The organism is Roseateles sp., assembly GCF_019237615.1.
GTDB lineage: Bacteria > Pseudomonadota > Gammaproteobacteria > Burkholderiales > Burkholderiaceae_C > Pelomonas.
The window spans coordinates 1-17,437 of sequence record NZ_JAFAGT010000039.1; the positions used below are offsets into that span (position 1 = coordinate 1).

General features: G+C 63.6%; 35 protein-coding genes, 1 tRNA gene and 1 pseudogene. 35 read left to right on the forward strand and 2 right to left on the reverse strand.

Translation table 11 applies throughout. The annotated features are described in order from the left end of the window. The 35 genes and pseudogenes from JOY88_RS06740 to JOY88_RS23085 form a co-directional block, all read left to right on the forward strand. A partial coding sequence (locus JOY88_RS06740; protein WP_524539190.1) for an EF-Tu C-terminal domain-related protein occupies nucleotides 1-147 on the forward strand: 147 nt, incomplete at its 5' end. Nucleotides 148-213: 66 nt separating this feature from the next. Next, on the forward strand, nucleotides 214-525 hold the full coding sequence (rpsJ, locus tag JOY88_RS06745) for a 30S ribosomal protein S10 (RefSeq protein WP_056194266.1): 312 nt from the start codon (nucleotides 214-216) through the stop codon (nucleotides 523-525). A gap of 261 nt (nucleotides 526-786) precedes the next feature. Next, entirely contained in the window at nucleotides 787-1,458 is a 672-nt protein-coding gene (gene rplC, locus JOY88_RS06750; protein ID WP_268154380.1) for a 50S ribosomal protein L3, read from the forward strand. After that, complete coding sequence (gene rplD, locus JOY88_RS06755) at nucleotides 1,458-2,078, forward strand: 50S ribosomal protein L4 (RefSeq protein ID WP_293501431.1); 621 nt, start codon at nucleotides 1,458-1,460, stop codon at nucleotides 2,076-2,078. Before rplC ends, rplD begins: the two co-directional genes overlap by 1 nt. Next, nucleotides 2,075-2,389, forward strand: coding sequence for a 50S ribosomal protein L23 (gene rplW / locus JOY88_RS06760; protein ID WP_293501433.1), 315 nt, complete (start codon nucleotides 2,075-2,077; stop codon nucleotides 2,387-2,389). The genes rplD and rplW overlap by 4 nt, the downstream gene beginning before the upstream one ends. Next, the gene (rplB, locus tag JOY88_RS06765) at nucleotides 2,390-3,214 is read left to right on the forward strand and encodes a 50S ribosomal protein L2 (RefSeq protein WP_119046636.1); all 825 of its coding nucleotides are present in this window, start codon (nucleotides 2,390-2,392) and stop codon (nucleotides 3,212-3,214) included. A gap of 10 nt (nucleotides 3,215-3,224) precedes the next feature. Then, on the forward strand, nucleotides 3,225-3,503 hold the full coding sequence (rpsS, locus tag JOY88_RS06770) for a 30S ribosomal protein S19 (RefSeq protein WP_119046637.1): 279 nt from the start codon (nucleotides 3,225-3,227) through the stop codon (nucleotides 3,501-3,503). Between the two features lie 12 nt (nucleotides 3,504-3,515). Continuing rightward, nucleotides 3,516-3,845, forward strand: a complete 330-nt coding sequence (gene rplV / locus JOY88_RS06775; RefSeq protein WP_088484479.1) for a 50S ribosomal protein L22 — start codon at nucleotides 3,516-3,518, stop codon at nucleotides 3,843-3,845. Nucleotides 3,846-3,860: 15 nt separating this feature from the next. Then, complete coding sequence (gene rpsC, locus JOY88_RS06780; protein ID WP_268154371.1) at nucleotides 3,861-4,721, forward strand: 30S ribosomal protein S3; 861 nt, start codon at nucleotides 3,861-3,863, stop codon at nucleotides 4,719-4,721. Between the two features lie 2 nt (nucleotides 4,722-4,723). Further along, nucleotides 4,724-5,140, forward strand: a complete 417-nt coding sequence (gene rplP, locus JOY88_RS06785; protein ID WP_293501436.1) for a 50S ribosomal protein L16 — start codon at nucleotides 4,724-4,726, stop codon at nucleotides 5,138-5,140. 11 nt (nucleotides 5,141-5,151) lie between these two features. Beyond that, nucleotides 5,152-5,352 (forward strand): 50S ribosomal protein L29, encoded by a 201-nt coding sequence (rpmC, locus tag JOY88_RS06790; RefSeq protein ID WP_293501437.1) that lies wholly within the window; start codon nucleotides 5,152-5,154, stop codon nucleotides 5,350-5,352. Next, a complete protein-coding gene (gene rpsQ, locus JOY88_RS06795; protein ID WP_132576752.1) occupies nucleotides 5,349-5,618 on the forward strand; it encodes a 30S ribosomal protein S17 in 270 nt (89 codons plus the stop codon). Before rpmC ends, rpsQ begins: the two co-directional genes overlap by 4 nt. A gap of 101 nt (nucleotides 5,619-5,719) precedes the next feature. Next, a complete protein-coding gene (locus tag JOY88_RS06800) occupies nucleotides 5,720-6,229 on the forward strand; it encodes a peroxiredoxin (protein ID WP_293501442.1) in 510 nt (169 codons plus the stop codon). Nucleotides 6,230-6,489: 260 nt separating this feature from the next. Continuing rightward, nucleotides 6,490-6,858, forward strand: a complete 369-nt coding sequence (gene rplN, locus JOY88_RS06805; RefSeq protein ID WP_056194233.1) for a 50S ribosomal protein L14 — start codon at nucleotides 6,490-6,492, stop codon at nucleotides 6,856-6,858. 23 nt (nucleotides 6,859-6,881) lie between these two features. Further along, nucleotides 6,882-7,196 (forward strand): 50S ribosomal protein L24, encoded by a 315-nt coding sequence (gene rplX / locus JOY88_RS06810; RefSeq protein ID WP_293501446.1) that lies wholly within the window; start codon nucleotides 6,882-6,884, stop codon nucleotides 7,194-7,196. Between the two features lie 10 nt (nucleotides 7,197-7,206). Beyond that, on the forward strand, nucleotides 7,207-7,746 hold the full coding sequence (gene rplE, locus JOY88_RS06815) for a 50S ribosomal protein L5 (protein ID WP_268169246.1): 540 nt from the start codon (nucleotides 7,207-7,209) through the stop codon (nucleotides 7,744-7,746). 8 nt (nucleotides 7,747-7,754) lie between these two features. Continuing rightward, the gene (rpsN, locus tag JOY88_RS06820; RefSeq protein ID WP_293501447.1) at nucleotides 7,755-8,060 is read left to right on the forward strand and encodes a 30S ribosomal protein S14; all 306 of its coding nucleotides are present in this window, start codon (nucleotides 7,755-7,757) and stop codon (nucleotides 8,058-8,060) included. Nucleotides 8,061-8,083: 23 nt separating this feature from the next. Further along, the gene (rpsH, locus tag JOY88_RS06825) at nucleotides 8,084-8,479 is read left to right on the forward strand and encodes a 30S ribosomal protein S8 (protein ID WP_056194221.1); all 396 of its coding nucleotides are present in this window, start codon (nucleotides 8,084-8,086) and stop codon (nucleotides 8,477-8,479) included. 17 nt (nucleotides 8,480-8,496) lie between these two features. After that, the gene (rplF, locus tag JOY88_RS06830; RefSeq protein ID WP_293501448.1) at nucleotides 8,497-9,030 is read left to right on the forward strand and encodes a 50S ribosomal protein L6; all 534 of its coding nucleotides are present in this window, start codon (nucleotides 8,497-8,499) and stop codon (nucleotides 9,028-9,030) included. 11 nt (nucleotides 9,031-9,041) lie between these two features. Then, on the forward strand, nucleotides 9,042-9,401 hold the full coding sequence (gene rplR, locus JOY88_RS06835; protein WP_293501450.1) for a 50S ribosomal protein L18: 360 nt from the start codon (nucleotides 9,042-9,044) through the stop codon (nucleotides 9,399-9,401). Nucleotides 9,402-9,419: 18 nt separating this feature from the next. Continuing rightward, nucleotides 9,420-9,941 (forward strand): 30S ribosomal protein S5, encoded by a 522-nt coding sequence (gene rpsE, locus JOY88_RS06840; protein WP_293501452.1) that lies wholly within the window; start codon nucleotides 9,420-9,422, stop codon nucleotides 9,939-9,941. A gap of 19 nt (nucleotides 9,942-9,960) precedes the next feature. Next, a complete protein-coding gene (gene rpmD, locus JOY88_RS06845) occupies nucleotides 9,961-10,143 on the forward strand; it encodes a 50S ribosomal protein L30 (RefSeq protein ID WP_056877725.1) in 183 nt (60 codons plus the stop codon). After that, nucleotides 10,143-10,574, forward strand: a complete 432-nt coding sequence (rplO, locus tag JOY88_RS06850; protein WP_293501455.1) for a 50S ribosomal protein L15 — start codon at nucleotides 10,143-10,145, stop codon at nucleotides 10,572-10,574. Before rpmD ends, rplO begins: the two co-directional genes overlap by 1 nt. Before the next feature lie 26 nt (nucleotides 10,575-10,600). Then, nucleotides 10,601-11,911: a preprotein translocase subunit SecY gene (gene secY / locus JOY88_RS06855; protein ID WP_293501457.1), complete on the forward strand. Its 1,311-nt coding sequence runs from the start codon at nucleotides 10,601-10,603 to the stop codon at nucleotides 11,909-11,911. A gap of 60 nt (nucleotides 11,912-11,971) precedes the next feature. Continuing rightward, nucleotides 11,972-12,190 carry a translation initiation factor IF-1 gene (infA, locus tag JOY88_RS06860; protein WP_011830996.1) on the forward strand — a complete coding sequence of 73 codons (219 nt, stop codon included), beginning with the start codon at nucleotides 11,972-11,974 and terminating at the stop codon, nucleotides 12,188-12,190. Nucleotides 12,191-12,250: 60 nt separating this feature from the next. Further along, nucleotides 12,251-12,364 (forward strand): 50S ribosomal protein L36, encoded by a 114-nt coding sequence (gene rpmJ / locus JOY88_RS06865; protein ID WP_056194202.1) that lies wholly within the window; start codon nucleotides 12,251-12,253, stop codon nucleotides 12,362-12,364. A 34-nt stretch (nucleotides 12,365-12,398) separates the two neighbouring features. Further along, nucleotides 12,399-12,764, forward strand: coding sequence for a 30S ribosomal protein S13 (gene rpsM, locus JOY88_RS06870; protein ID WP_293501461.1), 366 nt, complete (start codon nucleotides 12,399-12,401; stop codon nucleotides 12,762-12,764). A gap of 26 nt (nucleotides 12,765-12,790) precedes the next feature. After that, nucleotides 12,791-13,195 (forward strand): 30S ribosomal protein S11, encoded by a 405-nt coding sequence (rpsK, locus tag JOY88_RS06875; protein ID WP_056194196.1) that lies wholly within the window; start codon nucleotides 12,791-12,793, stop codon nucleotides 13,193-13,195. Between the two features lie 214 nt (nucleotides 13,196-13,409). Next, on the forward strand, nucleotides 13,410-14,033 hold the full coding sequence (rpsD, locus tag JOY88_RS06880; RefSeq protein ID WP_293501465.1) for a 30S ribosomal protein S4: 624 nt from the start codon (nucleotides 13,410-13,412) through the stop codon (nucleotides 14,031-14,033). Nucleotides 14,034-14,172: 139 nt separating this feature from the next. Next, nucleotides 14,173-15,162 carry a DNA-directed RNA polymerase subunit alpha gene (locus JOY88_RS06885; RefSeq protein ID WP_056194188.1) on the forward strand — a complete coding sequence of 330 codons (990 nt, stop codon included), beginning with the start codon at nucleotides 14,173-14,175 and terminating at the stop codon, nucleotides 15,160-15,162. A gap of 96 nt (nucleotides 15,163-15,258) precedes the next feature. After that, on the forward strand, nucleotides 15,259-15,648 hold the full coding sequence (rplQ, locus tag JOY88_RS06890) for a 50S ribosomal protein L17 (RefSeq protein ID WP_293501468.1): 390 nt from the start codon (nucleotides 15,259-15,261) through the stop codon (nucleotides 15,646-15,648). A gap of 130 nt (nucleotides 15,649-15,778) precedes the next feature. Further along, a complete protein-coding gene (locus JOY88_RS06895) occupies nucleotides 15,779-16,003 on the forward strand; it encodes a hypothetical protein (protein WP_293501470.1) in 225 nt (74 codons plus the stop codon). A 51-nt stretch (nucleotides 16,004-16,054) separates the two neighbouring features. Then, nucleotides 16,055-16,285 (forward strand): addiction module protein, encoded by a 231-nt coding sequence (locus tag JOY88_RS06900; protein ID WP_293501471.1) that lies wholly within the window; start codon nucleotides 16,055-16,057, stop codon nucleotides 16,283-16,285. Further along, complete coding sequence (locus JOY88_RS06905) at nucleotides 16,282-16,584, forward strand: type II toxin-antitoxin system RelE/ParE family toxin (protein WP_293501472.1); 303 nt, start codon at nucleotides 16,282-16,284, stop codon at nucleotides 16,582-16,584. Before JOY88_RS06900 ends, JOY88_RS06905 begins: the two co-directional genes overlap by 4 nt. A gap of 114 nt (nucleotides 16,585-16,698) precedes the next feature. Then, nucleotides 16,699-16,842 (forward strand): annotated as a pseudogene (locus JOY88_RS23085) (recombinase zinc beta ribbon domain-containing protein); the annotation flags it as partial. A 36-nt stretch (nucleotides 16,843-16,878) separates the two neighbouring features. Here the strand turns inward: JOY88_RS23085 and JOY88_RS06910 are convergent. Further along, nucleotides 16,879-17,229 (reverse strand): hypothetical protein, encoded by a 351-nt coding sequence (locus JOY88_RS06910; protein WP_293501474.1) that lies wholly within the window; start codon nucleotides 17,227-17,229, stop codon nucleotides 16,879-16,881. A gap of 115 nt (nucleotides 17,230-17,344) precedes the next feature. Further along, nucleotides 17,345-17,421, reverse strand: a tRNA-Met gene (locus JOY88_RS06915). Between the last annotated feature and the right edge of the window lie 16 nt (nucleotides 17,422-17,437).

The following is a 17,437-nucleotide window of genomic DNA, read 5'->3' on the forward strand; positions in this document are numbered from 1 at the left end:
GACAAGGAAATGGTCATGCCCGGCGACAACGTCGGCATCACCGTGAAGCTGATCGCCCCCATCGCGATGGAGCAGGGCCTGCGCTTCGCCATCCGTGAAGGTGGCCGCACCGTCGGTTCGGGCGTCGTCGCCACGATCCTCGAGTAATCACGGCGTGACGTGCGTCGGGCGGCTGCCGCCCGACGCTCACCACCTGCTCTTTAAGGAACCGTCATGCAAAAGCAAAAGATCCGCATCCGCCTGAAGGCGTTTGATTACAAGCTGATCGACCAGTCGGCTCTCGAGATCGTCGAGACCGCCAAGCGCACCGGCGCCATCGTCAAGGGTCCCGTGCCCCTGCCGACGCGCATGGAACGTTTCGACATCCTGCGTTCGCCGCACGTCAACAAGACCAGCCGCGACCAGTTCGAGATCCGCACCCACCAGCGCCTGATGGACATCGTCGACCCGACCGACAAGACGGTCGATGCGCTGATGAAGCTCGACCTGCCCGCGGGCGTCGACGTCGAGATCAAGCTGCAGTAATTTCCAGGCCTTCGGGCCTGTGAACCGCAGGCCCCGGCCCTGTCTCGACAGGCCGGGGCCTAATTCATTGAGCTGCGTGAGGTCTGCTGCTTGCATCGGGAGTATCCCGCAGGCTATACTCGCCAGCTTTCCCGGGTCGGCTATGCCTGCCCGGAATTCGCGTGGCGCCGCTTCGGCGGTGCTGCAAGGTCAGCCCGGCCAATCGATGTCGGGTGTTCGTAATGGCTTCGGTCGCGAGAGTGGCTGGGGCTGGAGAAAAACATGAGTCTGAGCAACCGTCTCGGTTTGCTGGGCCGCAAGGTGGGCATGATGCGCATCTTCACGGACGATGGCGATGCCATTCCCGTGACGGTGCTGGACGTGTCCAACAATCGCGTGACCCAGGTCAAGACCCAAGAGACCGACGGCTACAGCGCCATCCAGGTGGCGTTCGGTGCGCGCAAAGCTTCGCGCGTGACCAAGCCGGAAGCCGGCCACCTCGCCAAGGCGGGTGTCGAAGCCGGTCGCATCCTCAAGGAATTCCGCGTCGAAGCCGACGTCGCCGCCCAGTACCAAGCTGGCGCGACCGTCCCGGTGACGCTGTTCGCCGCTGGCCAGCTGGTCGACGTGCAGGGTACGTCCATCGGTAAGGGCTACGCCGGCACCATCAAGCGCCACAACTTCAGCTCGCAGCGCGCGTCGCACGGTAACAGCCGTTCGCACAACGTGCCGGGCTCGATCTCGATGGCGCAAGATCCGGGTCGCGTGTTCCCGGGCAAGAAGATGACCGGCCACATGGGCGACGAGACCGTCACCACCCAGAACCTGGACATCGTGCGCGTTGACGAAGCCCGTCAACTGCTGCTGGTCCGCGGTGCGGTGCCGGGTGCCAAGAACGGCCACGTGGTCGTTCGCCCCGCCGTCAAGGTCAAGATCAAGAAGGGAGCCAACTGATGCAGCTCGAGCTCCTGAACGAGCAGGGTCAGGCCACCTCCAAGGTGGACGCGCCTGACACCGTCTTCGCTCGCGACTACAACGAAGCCCTGGTGCACCAGGTGGTCGTGGCCTTCCAGGCCAACGCCCGCCAAGGCACCCGCGCCCAGAAGGACCGTGAACAGGTCCATCACTCGACCAAGAAGCCCTTCCGCCAGAAGGGTACCGGCCGCGCTCGCGCCGGTATGACCTCGTCGCCGCTGTGGCGCGGGGGCGGTCGCATCTTCCCGAACATGCCTGACGAGAACTTCTCGCACAAGCTGAACAAGAAGATGTACCGCGCCGGCATGGCCGCGATCCTGTCGCAGCTGGCCCGTGAAGGCCGCCTGGCTGTGGTGGATTCGATCTCGGTCGAAGCCCCCAAGACCAAGCTGCTGGCCGCCAAGTTCAAGGCCATGGGCCTGGACTCGGTGATGGTCATTTCCGACATCGTCGACGACAACCTCGCACTGGCCTCGCGCAATCTGGCCAATGTGCTCGTCGTCGAGCCGCGCTACGCCGACCCGCTGTCCCTCGTCTTCTACAAGAAGGTGCTGGTGACCAAGGCTGCGGTCGAGCAACTCAAGGAGATGCTGGCATGAGCGCCCCCAAGTTTGCTGAAGGCCGTTTGGCCCAGGTGCTGCTCGCGCCCATCGTGTCCGAGAAGGCCACGCAAGTCGCCGAGAAGCACAACCAGGTCCTGTTCAAGGTCCTGCGCGACGCCACCAAGCCCGAGATCAAGGCTGCCGTTGAACTGATGTTCAAGGTCGAGGTCGAGTCGGTCAACGTCGTCCAGGTCAAGGGCAAGACCAAGCGCTTCGGTGGCCGTGCCGGCCGCCGCGACCATGTCAAGAAGGCCTACGTGGCCCTCAAGGCTGGTCAAGAGCTCAATTTCTCCGGGGAGGCCGCGTAAATGGCCATCGTCAAAGTCAAGCCTACTTCGCCCGGTCGCCGTGGCGTCGTCAAGGTGGTGCACAAGCACCTGCACAAGGGCGCGCCCCATGCAGCTTTGCTTGAGCCGCAAATCCAGAACTCCGGCCGCAACAACAACGGTCACATCACGATTCGCCACAAGGGCGGTGGTCACAAGCACCACTACCGCGTGGTCGACTTCAAGCGCAACAAGGACGGCATTCCGGCCAAGGTCGAGACCATCGAGTACGACCCCAACCGCACTGCCCACATTGCGCTGGTGTGCTACGCCGACGGCGAGCGCCGCTACGTGATCGCTCCGCGCGGTCTGGAAGTGGGCGCGACCATCCTGAGCGGCTCTGAAGCGCCGATCAAGGCCGGCAACACGCTGCCCATCCGCAACATCCCGGTGGGTTCGACCATCCACTGCATCGAGCTGCAGCCTGGCAAGGGTGCCCAGATGATCCGTTCGGCCGGCACCTCCGCTGTCCTGATGGCTCGTGAAGGCGTCTACGCCCAGATCCGTCTGCGCTCCGGCGAAGTCCGCCGTGTGCACATCGACTGCCGCGCCACCATCGGTGAAGTGAGCAACGAAGAGCACAGCCTGCGCCAGTACGGCAAGGCCGGTGCGATCCGCTGGAAGGGTGTCCGCCCGACCGTTCGCGGTGTGGCGATGAACCCGGTGGATCACCCGCACGGTGGTGGCGAAGGCCGCACTGGCGAGGGTCAGGTCCCCGTGTCGCCGTGGAACACCCTGACGAAGGGCTACCGCACTCGCAACAACAAGCGCACGCAGACGTTCATCGTCTCGCGTCGCAAGAAGTAAGGGCTAGGCCATGACTCGTTCGCTGAAGAAGGGCCCCTTCGTTGACCACCACCTGCAGGCCAAGGTCGACAAGGCAGTTGCCATCAAAGACAAGAAGCCCATCAAGACCTGGTCGCGCCGCTCGACGATCCTGCCCGAGTTCATCGGTCTGACGATCGCCGTGCACAACGGCAAGCAGCACGTGCCGGTCTATGTGTCCGACCAGATGGTTGGCCACAAGCTGGGTGAATTCGCACTGACCCGCACCTTCAAGGGCCACCCGGCCGACAAGAAGGCCGGGAAGAAGTAAGGACTGGAGACGATGGAAACCAAAGCAATCGTCCGTGGCGTCCGCCTGTCGTGTGACAAGGGCCGCCTCGTGGCCGACATGATCCGCGGCAAGAAGGTGGATCACGCCCTCAACATCCTGACCTTCACCCAGAAGAAGGCCGCCTTGATCATCAAGAAGGCGCTGGAAAGCGCCATCGCCAACGCCGAGCACAACGACGGCGCGGACATCGATGAACTCAAGGTCACCTCGATCTACGTCGAACAGGGTGCCACGCTGAAGCGCTTCTCGGCTCGCGCCAAGGGCCGCGGCAACCGCATCAGCAAGCCCACGTGCCACATCTTCGTGGCCGTCGGCAACTAAGGCGCAAGGAAGACTATGGGACAGAAAATCCATCCGGTTGGCTTCCGCCTTCCCGTCACCCGCAACTGGGCTTCGCGCTGGTACGCGAACAACCAGAACTTCGCCACGATGCTGGCCGAAGATCTGCAAGTTCGTGACTACCTGAAGGCCAAGCTCAAGAATGCCGCCGTCTCGCGCATCCTGATCGAGCGCCCCGCCAAGAACGCCCGCATCACGATCTTCTCGGCTCGTCCGGGCGTCGTGATCGGCAAGAAGGGCGAGGACATCGAGGCCCTGAAGGCTGAGTTGACCAAGCGTCTGGGCGTGCCCGTCGCCGTCAACATCGAGGAAGTGCGCAAGCCTGAGGTCGATGCTCAGCTGATCGCCGACTCGATCACGCAGCAGCTCGAGAAGCGCATCATGTTCCGCCGCGCAATGAAGCGCGCGATGCAGAACGCCATGCGTCTGGGTGCTCAGGGCATCAAGATCATGAGCGCCGGTCGTCTGAACGGCATCGAGATCGCTCGCACCGAGTGGTATCGCGAAGGTCGTGTGCCCCTGCACACGCTGAAGGCCGACATCGACTACGGCTTCTCCGAGGCCAAGACCACCTATGGCGTCATCGGCGTCAAGGTCTGGGTCTACCGCGGTGACCGCCTGGCCAACGGCGAGGCCCCCGTCATCAACACCCCCGCTGGCGCCGAAGACGATCGTCGCCCGCGCCGCAACGCCCGTCCGGGCGCTCCCGGTGGCCGTGGCCGCCCGGGTGGCGACCGTGGCCCGCGTGACGGAGCAGACCAGCCCGCTGCCGCCGCCCCCACGGGTGACGCAGCCAAGCCCGCCGGCAAGCGCGTGATCCGCAAGGCTCCCGCCGCCGGTGAGGCCAAAGGAGAATAAACATGCTGCAACCTAATCGTCGCAAGTACCGCAAGGAGCAGAAGGGCCGCAACACCGGTGTTGCGACCCGCGGTGCTGCGGTGTCTTTCGGTGACTTCGGCCTGAAGGCCACGGAGCGCGGCCGCCTGACGGCCCGCCAGATCGAGGCGGCTCGCCGCGCGATCTCGCGCCACATCAAGCGTGGCGGCCGGATCTTCATCCGCATCTTCCCGGACAAGCCCATCTCGCAAAAGCCTGCCGAAGTCCGTATGGGTAACGGCAAGGGCAACCCGGAGTACTACGTGGCTGAGATCCAGCCCGGCAAGGTGCTCTACGAGATCAACGGCGTGCCGGAAGAGCTGGCCCGCGAGGCGTTCACGCTGGCCGCTGCCAAGCTGCCGCTGCGTTGCACCTTCGTGGCCCGCCAGGTCGGTACCTGAGGAAGGACACCATGAAAGCAACTGAACTCCGCGCCAAGGACGTCGCTGCCCTCGAGAAGGAAGTGACCGACCTGCTGAAGGCCCACTTCGGCCTGCGCATGCAAAAGGCTACTCAGCAGCTGACCAACCACAGCCAGCTGGGCAAGACCCGCCGCGACATCGCTCGTGCCAAGACTGTCCTGGCCGAGAAGAAGAAGGAGGCCACGAAATGACTGAGGCCCAAGTGAAGAACACCCGCACCCTGGTGGGGCGCGTGGTCAGCGACAAGCGTGCCAAGACGGTCACCGTCCTGGTCGAGCGTCGCGCCAAGCACGAGCTCTACGGCAAGATCGTGGCCCGTTCCCGCAAGTATCACGCCCACGACGAAAAGGGCGAGTACAAGATGGGTGACGTCGTCGAGATCAGCGAAGGCCGTCCGATCTCCAAGACCAAGAGCTGGGTCGTGACCCGCCTGGTCGAGAAGGCTGAGATCGTCTAAAGACACCGGTCGCATGACCGCTGCACAACCGGCGCGCTGGGCAACTGGCGGGCCGGTTTTTTGTTTCGAGAACCCTCATTGACACACCGAGGAGCGACATCATGATCAAGGTTGGCGACAAGCTGCCTGCAGGCAGCCTGCAGGAATTCATCGAAGTGGAAGGCGAGGGCTGCTCCCTCGGTCCCAACAGCTTCGACATCGAGAAGTCCACGGCCGGCAAGACCATCGCGATCTTCGGCCTTCCCGGCGCCTACACGCCGACCTGCTCCGCCAAGCATGTGCCCGGCTACGTCGAGGCGGCCGAAGCGCTGAAGGCGGCCGGCGTGGATGAAATCTGGTGCATCTCCGTCAACGACGCCTTCGTCATGGGCGCCTGGGGGCGCGATCAGAAGACGGCCGGCAAGGTCCGCATGATGGCCGATGGCAGCGCCGTCTTCGCCCAGGCCACCGGCCTGACGCTGGACCTGACGGCCAAGGGTATGGGTCTGCGCTCGCAGCGCTACTCCATGCTGGTCAAGGATGGTGTCGTCAAGACGCTGAACGTCGAGGGGCCGGCCAAGTTCGAGGTCAGCGACGCTGCCACGATGCTGGGGCAGGCCAGGGCTGCCTGAGCAAGAGGCGCCATTGAGGGGTCGGCGACGGCCGACCTGCAAAAACTTCTGCGCCAGGCATTGACGCCCCAAGGGTTCTCACTGCATAATGCGCAGCTTCGCCGAATGCCAGTGCGCCTGTTACGCAGGCGCCCATGCTGGCTTCGGATCCGCCCTCAACCGTTGGGCAGCAAGTGGCCAAGCCGCAAGCTGTCTGACTTACGGGCCCAAGACTGACCGACGCGCAGTTCGCTGCAACTCGGGGCAAGTTGGGGACAGACATGATCCAAATGCAATCGCGGCTTGATGTCGCGGACAACACTGGCGCGAAGTCCGTTCAGTGCATCAAGGTGCTGGGCGGCTCCAAGCGTCGCTATGCACACATTGGCGACATCATCAAGGTCAGCATCAAAGAAGCTGCTCCGCGTGGTCGCGTGAAGAAGGGCGAGGTCTACAGCGCTGTGGTCGTTCGCACCGCCAAGGGCGTGCGCCGCCAGGACGGCTCGCTCGTCAAGTTCGACGGCAATGCCGCCGTGCTGCTCAATGCCAAGCTGGAGCCCATCGGCACCCGCATCTTCGGCCCGGTCACGCGTGAACTGCGTACCGAGCGCTTCATGAAGATCGTGTCGCTGGCGCCCGAGGTGCTTTGAGCCCCCACTGTCTGAGGTAAGCCATGAACAAGATCCGTACCGGCGACCAGGTCATCGTGTTGACCGGCCGCGACAAGGGCAAGCGCGGCACCGTGTCCGCGCGCGCTGATGCCGACCACGTGGTGGTCGATGGCGTCAACGTCGTGAAGAAGCACGTCAAGCCCAACCCCATGAAGGGCACCACCGGCGGCGTCGTCGACAAGACCATGCCCATCCATCAATCCAACGTGGCGATCTTCAACGCCGCCTCCGGCAAGGCCGATCGCGTGGGCATCAAGCTCGTCGACGGCAAGCGGGTGCGCGTCTACAAGTCGACCGGCGAAGAGATCAAGGCTTAAGAGGTCCGACATGGCTCGTCTGCAAACGCATTACCGCGAAAAAATCGTGCCCAGCCTGACTGAGAAGTTCGGCTACAAGTCGGTCATGGAAGTGCCGCGCATCACCAAGATCACGCTCAACATGGGCGTGAGCGAGGCGGTCGCTGACAAGAAGGTCATGGACCACGCCGTCGGCGACCTGACCAAGATCGCCGGCCAGAAGCCCGTGGTCACCAAGTCCAAGAAGGCCATCGCCGGCTTCAAGATTCGCGACAACGTGCCCATCGGCGCGATGGTCACGCTGCGTGGCGTCCAGATGTACGAATTCCTGGACCGCTTCGTGACGATCGCGCTGCCGCGCGTTCGTGACTTCCGTGGTATCTCCGGCCGCTCGTTCGACGGTCGTGGCAACTACAACATCGGCGTCAAAGAGCAAATCATCTTCCCCGAGATCGAGTACGACAAGGTGGATGCTCTGCGTGGTCTGAACATCAGCATCACGACGACTGCCAAGACGGACGACGAAGCCAAGGCTCTGCTGGCTGCGTTCAAGTTTCCGTTCAAGAACTGAGGTGAACCGTGGCAAAACTCTCGATCAAACAACGTGAGCTGAAGCGCGAGGCGCTGGTCGCCAAGTTCGCCAAGAAGTACGCGGAACTCAAGGCCATCATCGACGACAGCAAGAAGTCCGAGGAAGAGCGCTACGCCGCTCGCCTTGAGCTGCAAAAGCTGCCTCGCAACGCCTACCCCAGCCGCCTGCGCAACCGCTGCGAGCTGACCGGTCGTCCGCGCGGTACCTTCCGCAAGTTCGGCCTGGCCCGTAACAAGTTCCGTGAACTGGCCTTCAAGGGCGACATCCCCGGTGTCGTCAAGGCCAGCTGGTAATCGGCTGATAGGAGAAATCGCAAATGAGCATGAGTGATCCCATCGCCGATATGCTGACCCGCATCCGCAACGCGCAGATCGTCGAAAAGACCAGCGTTGCCATGCCGTCGTCCAAGCTGAAGGTGGCGATTGCCAAGGTCCTGAAGGACGAAGGCTATATCGACGACTTCGCCGTCCGCGGCGAAGCGGCCCGCCCCGAGCTGGAAATCGCGCTGAAGTATTACGCCGGTCGCCCGGTCATCGAGCGTATCGAGCGCGTCAGCCGCCCCGGCCTGCGCATCTACAAGGGCCGCCACGACATTCCTCAGGTCATGAACGGCCTGGGCGTGGCGATTGTGACGACCCCGCAAGGCGTCATGACGGACCGCAAGGCCCGCGCTGCCGGTATCGGCGGCGAGGTGCTCTGCTACGTCGCCTAAGCGAAGGAGTAGGAACAATGTCCCGCGTTGGAAAAATGCCGGTCAACCTCCCGCAAGGCGTGGATGTGACCGTGTCCGCTGAGACGATCAGCGTCAAGGGTTCGCTCGGCACGCTGGTGCGTGCATCGAACGGCCTTGTTACCGTCAAGAACGAAGCCGGCAAGCTGAGCTTCGTGCCCGCCAACGAATCGGCCGAAGCCGATGCGATGAGCGGCACGATGCGTGCCCTGGTGGCCAACATGGTCAACGGCGTCAGCAAGGGCTTCGAGAAGAAGCTGAACCTGGTCGGTGTGGGTTTCCGCGCCCAGGCCCAGGGTCAGAAGCTGAACCTGCAGATCGGCTTCTCCCACCCCGTGGTGAAGGACATGCCGGCCGGCATCAAGGTCGAGTGCCCGACTCAGACGGAAATCGTCATCAAGGGCGCTGACCGCCAGGTCGTCGGCCAAATCGCCGCCGAGGTGCGTGCCTTCCGTCCTCCCGAGCCTTACAAGGGCAAGGGCATCCGTTATTCGGATGAGAAGGTCACCCTCAAAGAGACCAAGAAGAAGTAAGGAGCCGCGCCATGATGACCAAGAAAGAACAACGCCTGCGTCGTTCGCGCCAGACCCGCGCTCGCATTGCGATCCAGCGCGTGGCCCGTCTGACGGTGTTCCGCTCCAACCTGCATATCTACGCCCAAGTCGTCTCGGAAGATGGCGGCCAGGTGCTGGCTGCTGCCTCCACCGCCGAGAAGTCGGTTCGCGAACAGCTGAGCGGCAATGGCGGCAACGTCGCCGCCGCCACGCTGGTGGGCAAGCTGATTGCCGAGAAGGCGAAGGCTGCCGGCGTCGAGAAGGTCGCCTTCGACCGCGCTGGTTTCGCCTATCACGGCCGTGTCAAGGCACTGGCCGAAGCAGCCCGCGAAGCCGGCCTGCAGTTCTGACGCATCAAGGAATACGAAATGGCAAAGTTTCAACCCCGCGGCGCTCAGGCTGAAGGCAACGACGACGGCCTGAAGGAAAAGATGATCGCGGTCAACCGCGTCACCAAGGTGGTCAAGGGCGGCCGTACGCTGTCCTTCGCCGCTCTGACGGTGGTCGGCGACGGCGATGGCCGCATCGGCATGGGCAAGGGCAAGGCTAAGGAAGTGCCGGTTGCGGTGCAGAAGGCCATGGAATCGGCCCGCCGCAACATGGTCAAGGTCAACCTGAAGAACGGCACCATTCACCACAACGTGGTGGGCGAGCACGGTGCTGCGCACGTCATCATGGCCCCGGCACCCGCCGGTACCGGTGTCATCGCCGGCGGCCCGATGCGCGCCGTCTTCGAAGTGATGGGTGTGACCGACATCGTGACCAAGAGCCACGGTTCGACCAACCCTTACAACATGGTCCGCGCCACGCTGGACGCTCTGAAGCGTTCCACGACGGCGTCGGAAGTCGCTGCCAAGCGCGGCAAGACGGTTGAAGAAATCTTCAACTGATCGCTGAGCGGAGCACAAGATGTCTGACAAGAAAACCGTGACGGTCAAGCTGGTGCGTAGCCCCATCGGCTGCCGCGCCTCGCACCGTGCCACCGTGGTCGGCCTGGGTCTGCGCAAGCTGAACAGCCAGAGCACGCTGGAAGACACGCCCGCCGTGCGCGGCATGATCAACAAGATCGCCTACCTGGTTCAGGTGCTGTGATGGAACTCAACACGATCAAGCCCGCAGAGGGCGCCAAGCACGCCAAGCGCCGTGTCGGCCGTGGCATCGGCTCCGGCCTGGGCAAGACCGCAGGTCGCGGCCACAAGGGCCAGAAGTCCCGCGCTGGTGGCTACCACAAGGTCGGCTTCGAAGGCGGCCAGATGCCGCTGCAGCGTCGCCTGCCCAAGCGTGGCTTCAAGTCGCTGACGCTGAAGTACAACGCCGAGATCACGCTGTCGGACCTGCAAGGTCTGGCCGGCGACGAGATCGACGTGTCGACGCTGAAGGCTGTCGGCCTGGTGCCGCAACTGGCCAAGTCGGTCAAGCTGATCCTGTCCGGCGCCATTGAGCGCAAGGTCACGCTGAAGGGCGTGAACGCCACGAAGGGCGCCAAGGCGGCCATCGAGGCGGCGGGCGGCTCGGTCGCTTAATCCAGCACACAAGGAACTGATCCAGCGTGGCTACCAACGCGAATCAGCTGGCCAAGAGCGGCAAGTTCGGCGACCTGCGTCGCCGGCTTGTGTTCCTGCTGCTGGCTCTGGTCGTCTACCGTATCGGGGCGCATATCCCCGTGCCCGGTATCGACCCGAACCAGCTGGCCCAATTCTTCAAGGGTCAGGCCGGTGGCATCCTGAGCCTGTTCAACATGTTCTCGGGCGGTGCGCTGTCGCGCTTCACCGTGTTCGCGTTGGGCATCACGCCTTACATCTCGGCTTCCATCGTCATCCAGTTGATGACCTATGTCGTCCCGACGCTGGAGCAGCTGAAGAAAGAAGGCGAGGCCGGTCGCCGCAAGATCACACAGTACACCCGTTACGGCACGCTGGGCCTGGCGCTGTTCCAGAGCCTGTCGATCGCGCTGGCGCTGGAAGGCTCCGCCGGTCTGGTGCTGAACCCCGGTTTCGGCTTCCGCCTGACCGCGGTGTCCAGCCTGGTGGCCGGTACGATGTTCCTGATGTGGCTGGGTGAGCAGATCACCGAGCGCGGTCTGGGCAATGGCATCTCGATCCTGATCTTCGGCGGTATCGCCGCGGGCCTTCCGGGTGCGATTGGCGGCCTGTTCGAACTGGTGCGTACCGGTGCAATGGGCTACGGCTCGGCGCTGATCGTGATCGCTCTGGTCGTGCTGGTGACCTTCGCCGTGGTCTTTGTGGAACGTGGTCAGCGCAAGATCCTCGTGAACTATGCGAAGCGCCAGGTCGGCAACAAGGTCTATGGCGGCCAGTCGTCGCACCTGCCGCTGAAGCTGAACATGTCGGGCGTGATCCCACCGATCTTCGCGTCTTCCATCATCCTGCTGCCGACGACGGTGGTGAGCTGGTTTGCGACGGGTGACGGCCTGCGCTGGCTGAAGGACCTGGCCAGCATGGTCAGCCCGGGTCAGCCGATCTATGTGCTGCTGTATTCCGCTGCGATCATCTTCTTCTGTTTCTTCTACACGGCGCTGGTGTTCAACAGCCGTGAGACGGCGGACAACCTGAAGAAGAGCGGCGCCTTCATCCCGGGCATCCGTCCGGGTGAGCAGACGGCCAAGCACATCGACAAGATCCTGTCGCGGCTGACGCTGGCTGGTGCGATCTACATCACGCTGGTCTGCCTGCTGCCCGAGTTCCTGACGCTGAAGTACAACGTGCCGTTCTACTTTGGTGGCACGTCCCTGTTGATCATCGTCGTCGTAACGATGGACTTCTGGGCTCAGGTACAGAGTTACATCATGAGTCAGCAGTACGAATCGCTGCTGAAGAAGGCCAGCTTCAAGCCCAACTGAGGGTGTAGAGCTGACCGTTAACCAAGATTGATTTCGACAACCCACACCTGAACGCAGCGTATGTCGAAGGACGACGTCATTCAAATGCAGGGCGAGATTCTTGAGAACCTCCCCAATGCTACGTTTAGGGTCAAGTTGGAGAACGGGCATGTCGTTCTCGGTCACATCTCCGGCAAGATGCGTATGCACTACATCCGCATCCTCCCTGGCGACAAAGTGACCGTGGAGCTGACGCCCTACGATTTGAGTCGTGCTCGCATCGTGTTCCGGGCGAAGTGAGCTGTTTGAACCCCCGGGAACGCGTCAAGAGCGCATAAGAGTTAGGCCAAGGAGCAGACCATGAAAGTTTCGGCATCCGTGAAGCAGATGTGCCGCAATTGCAAGATCATCCGCCGCAAGGGCGTGGTGCGTGTGATCTGCACCGACCCGCGCCACAAGCAGCGCCAGGGCTGAGCCCCAGCGCGCACGACAGGACTAGAGGACAACCATGGCACGTATTGCTGGTATCAACATTCCGCCGCAAAAGCACACTGAGATCGGTCTGACGTCGATCTACGGCATTGGCCGTACGACCGCCCAGAAGATCTGCACGAGCTGCGGCATCCCGTTCGACAAGAAGGTCAAGGACCTGACCGACGGCGATCTCGAGAAGATCCGCGATGAAGTCAACAAGCTGACCATCGAAGGTGACCTGCGCCGTGAGCAGTCCATCAACATCAAGCGTCTGATGGACCTCGGCTGCTACCGCGGCTTCCGTCATCGCCGCGGCCTGCCGATGCGTGGCCAGCGTACCCGCACGAATGCCCGCACCCGCAAGGGTCCGCGCAAGTCGGCTGCGACCGGCAAGAAGTAAGCTGCCCGAACTGAAAGAAGGTCAATATGGCAAAGGCTCCCAATAATTCGGCGGCTCAGCGCGTTCGCAAGAAGGTCCGCAAGAACGTTGCCGACGGCATCGCGCACGTCCACGCCTCGTTCAACAACACCATCATCACCATCACCGACCGTCAAGGCGGCGCCCTGTCCTGGGCTTCGTCGGGTGGTCAGGGCTTCAAGGGTTCGCGCAAGTCGACGCCCTTCGCAGCCCAGGTGGCGGCTGAAGTGGCCGGCCGCGCTGCTCAAGAGCAGGGCATCAAGAACCTGGACGTCAAGATCAAGGGCCCCGGCCCGGGTCGCGAGTCTTCGGTGCGCGCCCTGGCTGCGCTTGGCATCCGCATCAACTCGATCTCTGACGTGACTCCGGTGCCGCACAACGGCTGCCGTCCGCAGAAGCGTCGCCGCATCTAAGTCCGGCTCTCCCGAGCGGGATCTTGCAGATTCGGATGACGGTGCGATAATCGCTCGTTTTCCCGAAGCCGGCGGGCACTCAGGTGCCGCGCCGGCTTCAGTCTTGAGTCGGGTCCATGCGGGGCCGACTCATAAGCCCACCGTCCAAGCCCACAACAACACCGGCTGGACTCGCGTCAGGCAACTGGCGTCAGATTGAACAAGGACACTCAAAGTGGCACGCTACCTCGGCCCCAAGGCCAAACTTTCCCGCCGCGAAGGCACCGACCTCTACCTGAAGAGCGCCCGCCGCGCCATCAGCGACAAGGCCAAGTTCGACAGCAAGCCCGGCCAGCACGGTCGTACCTCCGGTCAGCGCACCTCCGACTTCGGCCTGCAACTGCGTGAAAAGCAAAAGGTCAAGCGCATGTACGGCGTGCTGGAGCGTCAGTTCCGCCGCTACTTCGCCGAAGCCGAGCGTCGCAAGGGCTCGACCGGCGTGAACCTGCTGCAGCTGCTGGAATCGCGCCTGGACAACGTCGTTTACCGCATGGGTTTTGGCTCCACCCGCGCGGAAGCCCGTCAGCTGGTGTCGCACAAGGGCATCGTGGTGAACGGCGAGGTCGTGAACATCGCTTCCTACTTGGTCAAGGCCGGTGACACCGTCGCCGTGCGCGAGAAGGCCAAGAAGCAGCTGCGCGTGACCGAGTCGTTCAAGCTGGCCGACTCGATCGGCCTGCCGGCCTGGGTGGCCGTCGACGGCGCCAAGCTCGAGGGCGTGTTCAAGAAGGCCCCGGACCGTGACGAGTTCGGCGCCGAGATCAATGAATCGCTGATCGTCGAGTTGTACTCGCGTTAATGCTTCCCCCCGCCGATCGCGCCCACTCGGGCGCGGTCGGCGTTTCCTCGTCCGGGCATCACAGCCCTTCGAAGGCTCTGCCCGGCTGGTCCTCAGCCTTATCGGTGTAACGAACCGAGGGTATTGAAAGAAAGACCTCATGCAAACCAACTTGCTCAAACCCAAGTCCATCAACGTGGAGCCCCTGGGCGGTCATCGCGCCAAGGTCACGCTGGAGCCGTTCGAACGCGGCTACGGTCACACCCTGGGCAACGCCCTGCGCCGTGTGCTGCTCTCGTCGATGGTGGGTTATGCGCCGACGGAAGTGACGATCGCCGGCGTGCTGCACGAGTACTCGGCCATTGACGGCGTGCAAGAGGACGTGGTTCACATCATGCTGAACCTCAAGGGCGTCGTCTTCCGTCTGCACAACCGTGAAGAAGTGACCCTGGTCCTGCGCAAGGAAGGCGAGGGCCCCGTCACCGCGGCCGACATCCAGACCCCGCACGACGTCGAGATCATCAACCCTGAGCATGTCATCGCCCATCTGTCGCAAGGCGGCAAGCTGGACATGCAGATCAAGGTTGAGAAGGGCCGCGGCTACGTGCCCGGCACGATGCGCCGCTTCGGCGACGAGCCGACCAAGAGCATTGGCCGCATCGTCCTCGACGCCTCGTTCTCGCCCGTCAAGCGCGTCAGCTATGCCGTGGAGAACGCCCGCGTCGAGCAGCGTACCGACCTGGACAAGCTGGTCATGGAGATCGAGACCAACGGCGCCATCTCGCCCGAGGAAGCGATCCGCGCCTCCGCCAAGATCCTGGTGGAACAGCTCGCCGTGTTCGCCCAGCTGCAAGGCACCGACCTGGTCGACGCCTTCGACCAGCCGGCCCAGCGCTCCAGCAGCTTCGACCCCATCCTGCTGCGTCCGGTCGACGAGCTCGAGCTGACCGTGCGTTCGGCCAACTGCCTGAAGGCCGAGAACATCTACTACATCGGCGATCTGATCCAGCGCACCGAGACCGAGCTGCTGAAGACCCCGAACTTGGGTCGCAAGTCGCTCAACGAGATCAAGGAAGTCCTGGCTTCCCGTGGTCTCACCCTCGGCGCCCGCCTCGAGAACTGGCCGCCGCAAGGTCTCGACAAGCGTTGATTTTTTGAAAGGGTCGGGGCATTGACAGACCCCGACCGGTGCACCCGCCAGTACCTGATCCGGCTGGCGGCATTAACGAAGTGAAAGGAAAGCACCATGCGTCACCGTAACGGCCTCCGCAAACTCAACCGCACCAGCGCCCACCGCGCTGCGATGCTGCGCAACATGTGCGTTTCGCTGCTCCAGCACGAAGCCATCAAGACCACGGTCCCCAAGGCCAAGGAACTGCGCAAGGTGGTTGAGCCCCTGATCACCCTCGCCAAGGAGCCCACGCTGGCCAACCGCCGCCTGGCTTTCGACCGCCTGCGTGACCGCGACATCGTCACCAAGCTCTTCAACGAGCTGGGCCCGCGCTACCAGACCCGTCCGGGTGGCTACACCCGCATCCTCAAGATGGGTTTCCGCGTCGGCGACAACGCGCCCATGGCCTTCGTTGAACTGGTGGATCGCCCCGAAGGCGAGACCGCTGGCGAAGCCGCCGAATAAGCTCGGCCCGCGCTGATCTGCGAAGCCCGCCTTGTGCGGGCTTTTTTCCGTCTGCGCCCAGCGTGGGCGCACACCTACGCGTGCAGGTCCCGTCGCAAGTTGGCGACGCGTTGGCGCGCCACCGCGCCAGATGCTGGAGCTGCAGCGCGTGCTCGAAGAGGGCGCTGACCGCGACGGCACACGGCAACTGCTGGCCGACATGCTCGGCCCGGTGCTGATCGGCCGCGACGCCGAGAGTGGCGACACCTGGGCCGAAATAGAAAAATCCGTTGAGCGACTTGCACTCAACGGGTCTCTGATATTGGTTGCGGGGGCTCGCAACTACTCTCGGAGACGCATCTATTTCCCCAGGTGAGCCAGGCCCTGAACGGCGACAGACCAGGGCCTGCCGGGCTAATATGCACATGTGCGTACCCAACTTGCCGAAGAGCTGATCCACCTGAGCCCCGCTGAGAAGCGTGAGCTGGGCGAAGCGCTGATCGCCAGCGCCGACGCCGACGCGGCCGGCCCTCGGCAGCTCACCGACGCCCAGCGCACGGAGCTGCGTGCGCGCCTGGCCCACCATCGAGCCAACCCGGGCGAGCCCGGTGTCACCCTGCAGGAACTGAAGACCAAGCTGCTCGGCGCCCGCGCATGAGCTTCAGCTTGATCTTCAAGCCGCGAGCCGAAGCGGAGATCGCCGAGGCGTTCGCGTGGTACGACCAACCGACCATCCGCCAGGGTGAGGCCTTCTTCGCTGAGCTGGAGCGGGTCGAGCGGTTCATCCGGTTGAACCCCGTGCTGTACCCCGAGGTCGATCCGGCCATCCACCGGGCCAACCTGCGCCGCTTCCCCTACTCGCTGTTCTACGTCGTGGACGGCGAGGTCATCAGCGTGTTGTCCTGCTTCCACCAGCACCGAGACCCCGGCACGCGTCCGGGTGACGGCGACGCATAGCTGCGGATCGTCAGCGACGACCTCTGGGCGCGTGCCAAGGCGCGAGCGCGCCGCGGCTGCGGCCGGGGGACGCGCATCGGCGCCGGCGCCATCCCGCGCACGCTGTTCGCAGGCGTGCTGCGATGCCACGCCTGCGGCGCGGCGTTCACGGCCATCAACTCGGAGCGGTACGGCTGCAGCATCCACAAGGACCGCGGCCCCTCGGTGTGCGGGTCTGCCGTCACCGTGCGCCGGGAGGTGCTGGACCAGCGGCTTCTGGCCGAAGTTCGTGACGAGCTGCTGAGCCCCGAGTCGCTATCGATGCTGCAGCGGGAGGTCGCCGCAGCATGGGCCGACACGCAGCGGCAAACTGCTGGCGATGCAGCCACAGCGCCGCGCCAGCCCAAGGCGGTTGAGGTTGAAATTGGCCGGCTTGTGGATGCTGTCGCTGCGGTGGGCATCAGCCCGGCTCTGCAGCAGCGCCTTCGCATGGCCGAGGCAGAGGCAGAGGCAGAGGCAGAGGCAGAGCGCCTGACCCTTCTGATCAACCAGGCCCAGGGCGGGCCGGGCCAGTTGATCGGCGACGTGATGGCGCGCTACAGGCGCCAGATGCTGGAGCTGCAGCGCGTGCTCGAAGAGGACGCCGACCGCGACCGCACGCGGCAACTGCTGGCCGACATGCTCGGCCCGGTGCTGATCGGCCGGGACGCCGAGAGTGGCGACACCTGGGCCGAAATAGAAAAACCCGTTGAGCGACTTGCACTCAACGGGTCTCTGATATTGGTTGCGGGGGCAGGATTTGAACCTACGACCTTTGGGTTATGAGCCCAACGAGCTACCAGACTGCTCCACCCCGCGACTGAAGCTAGCAGTA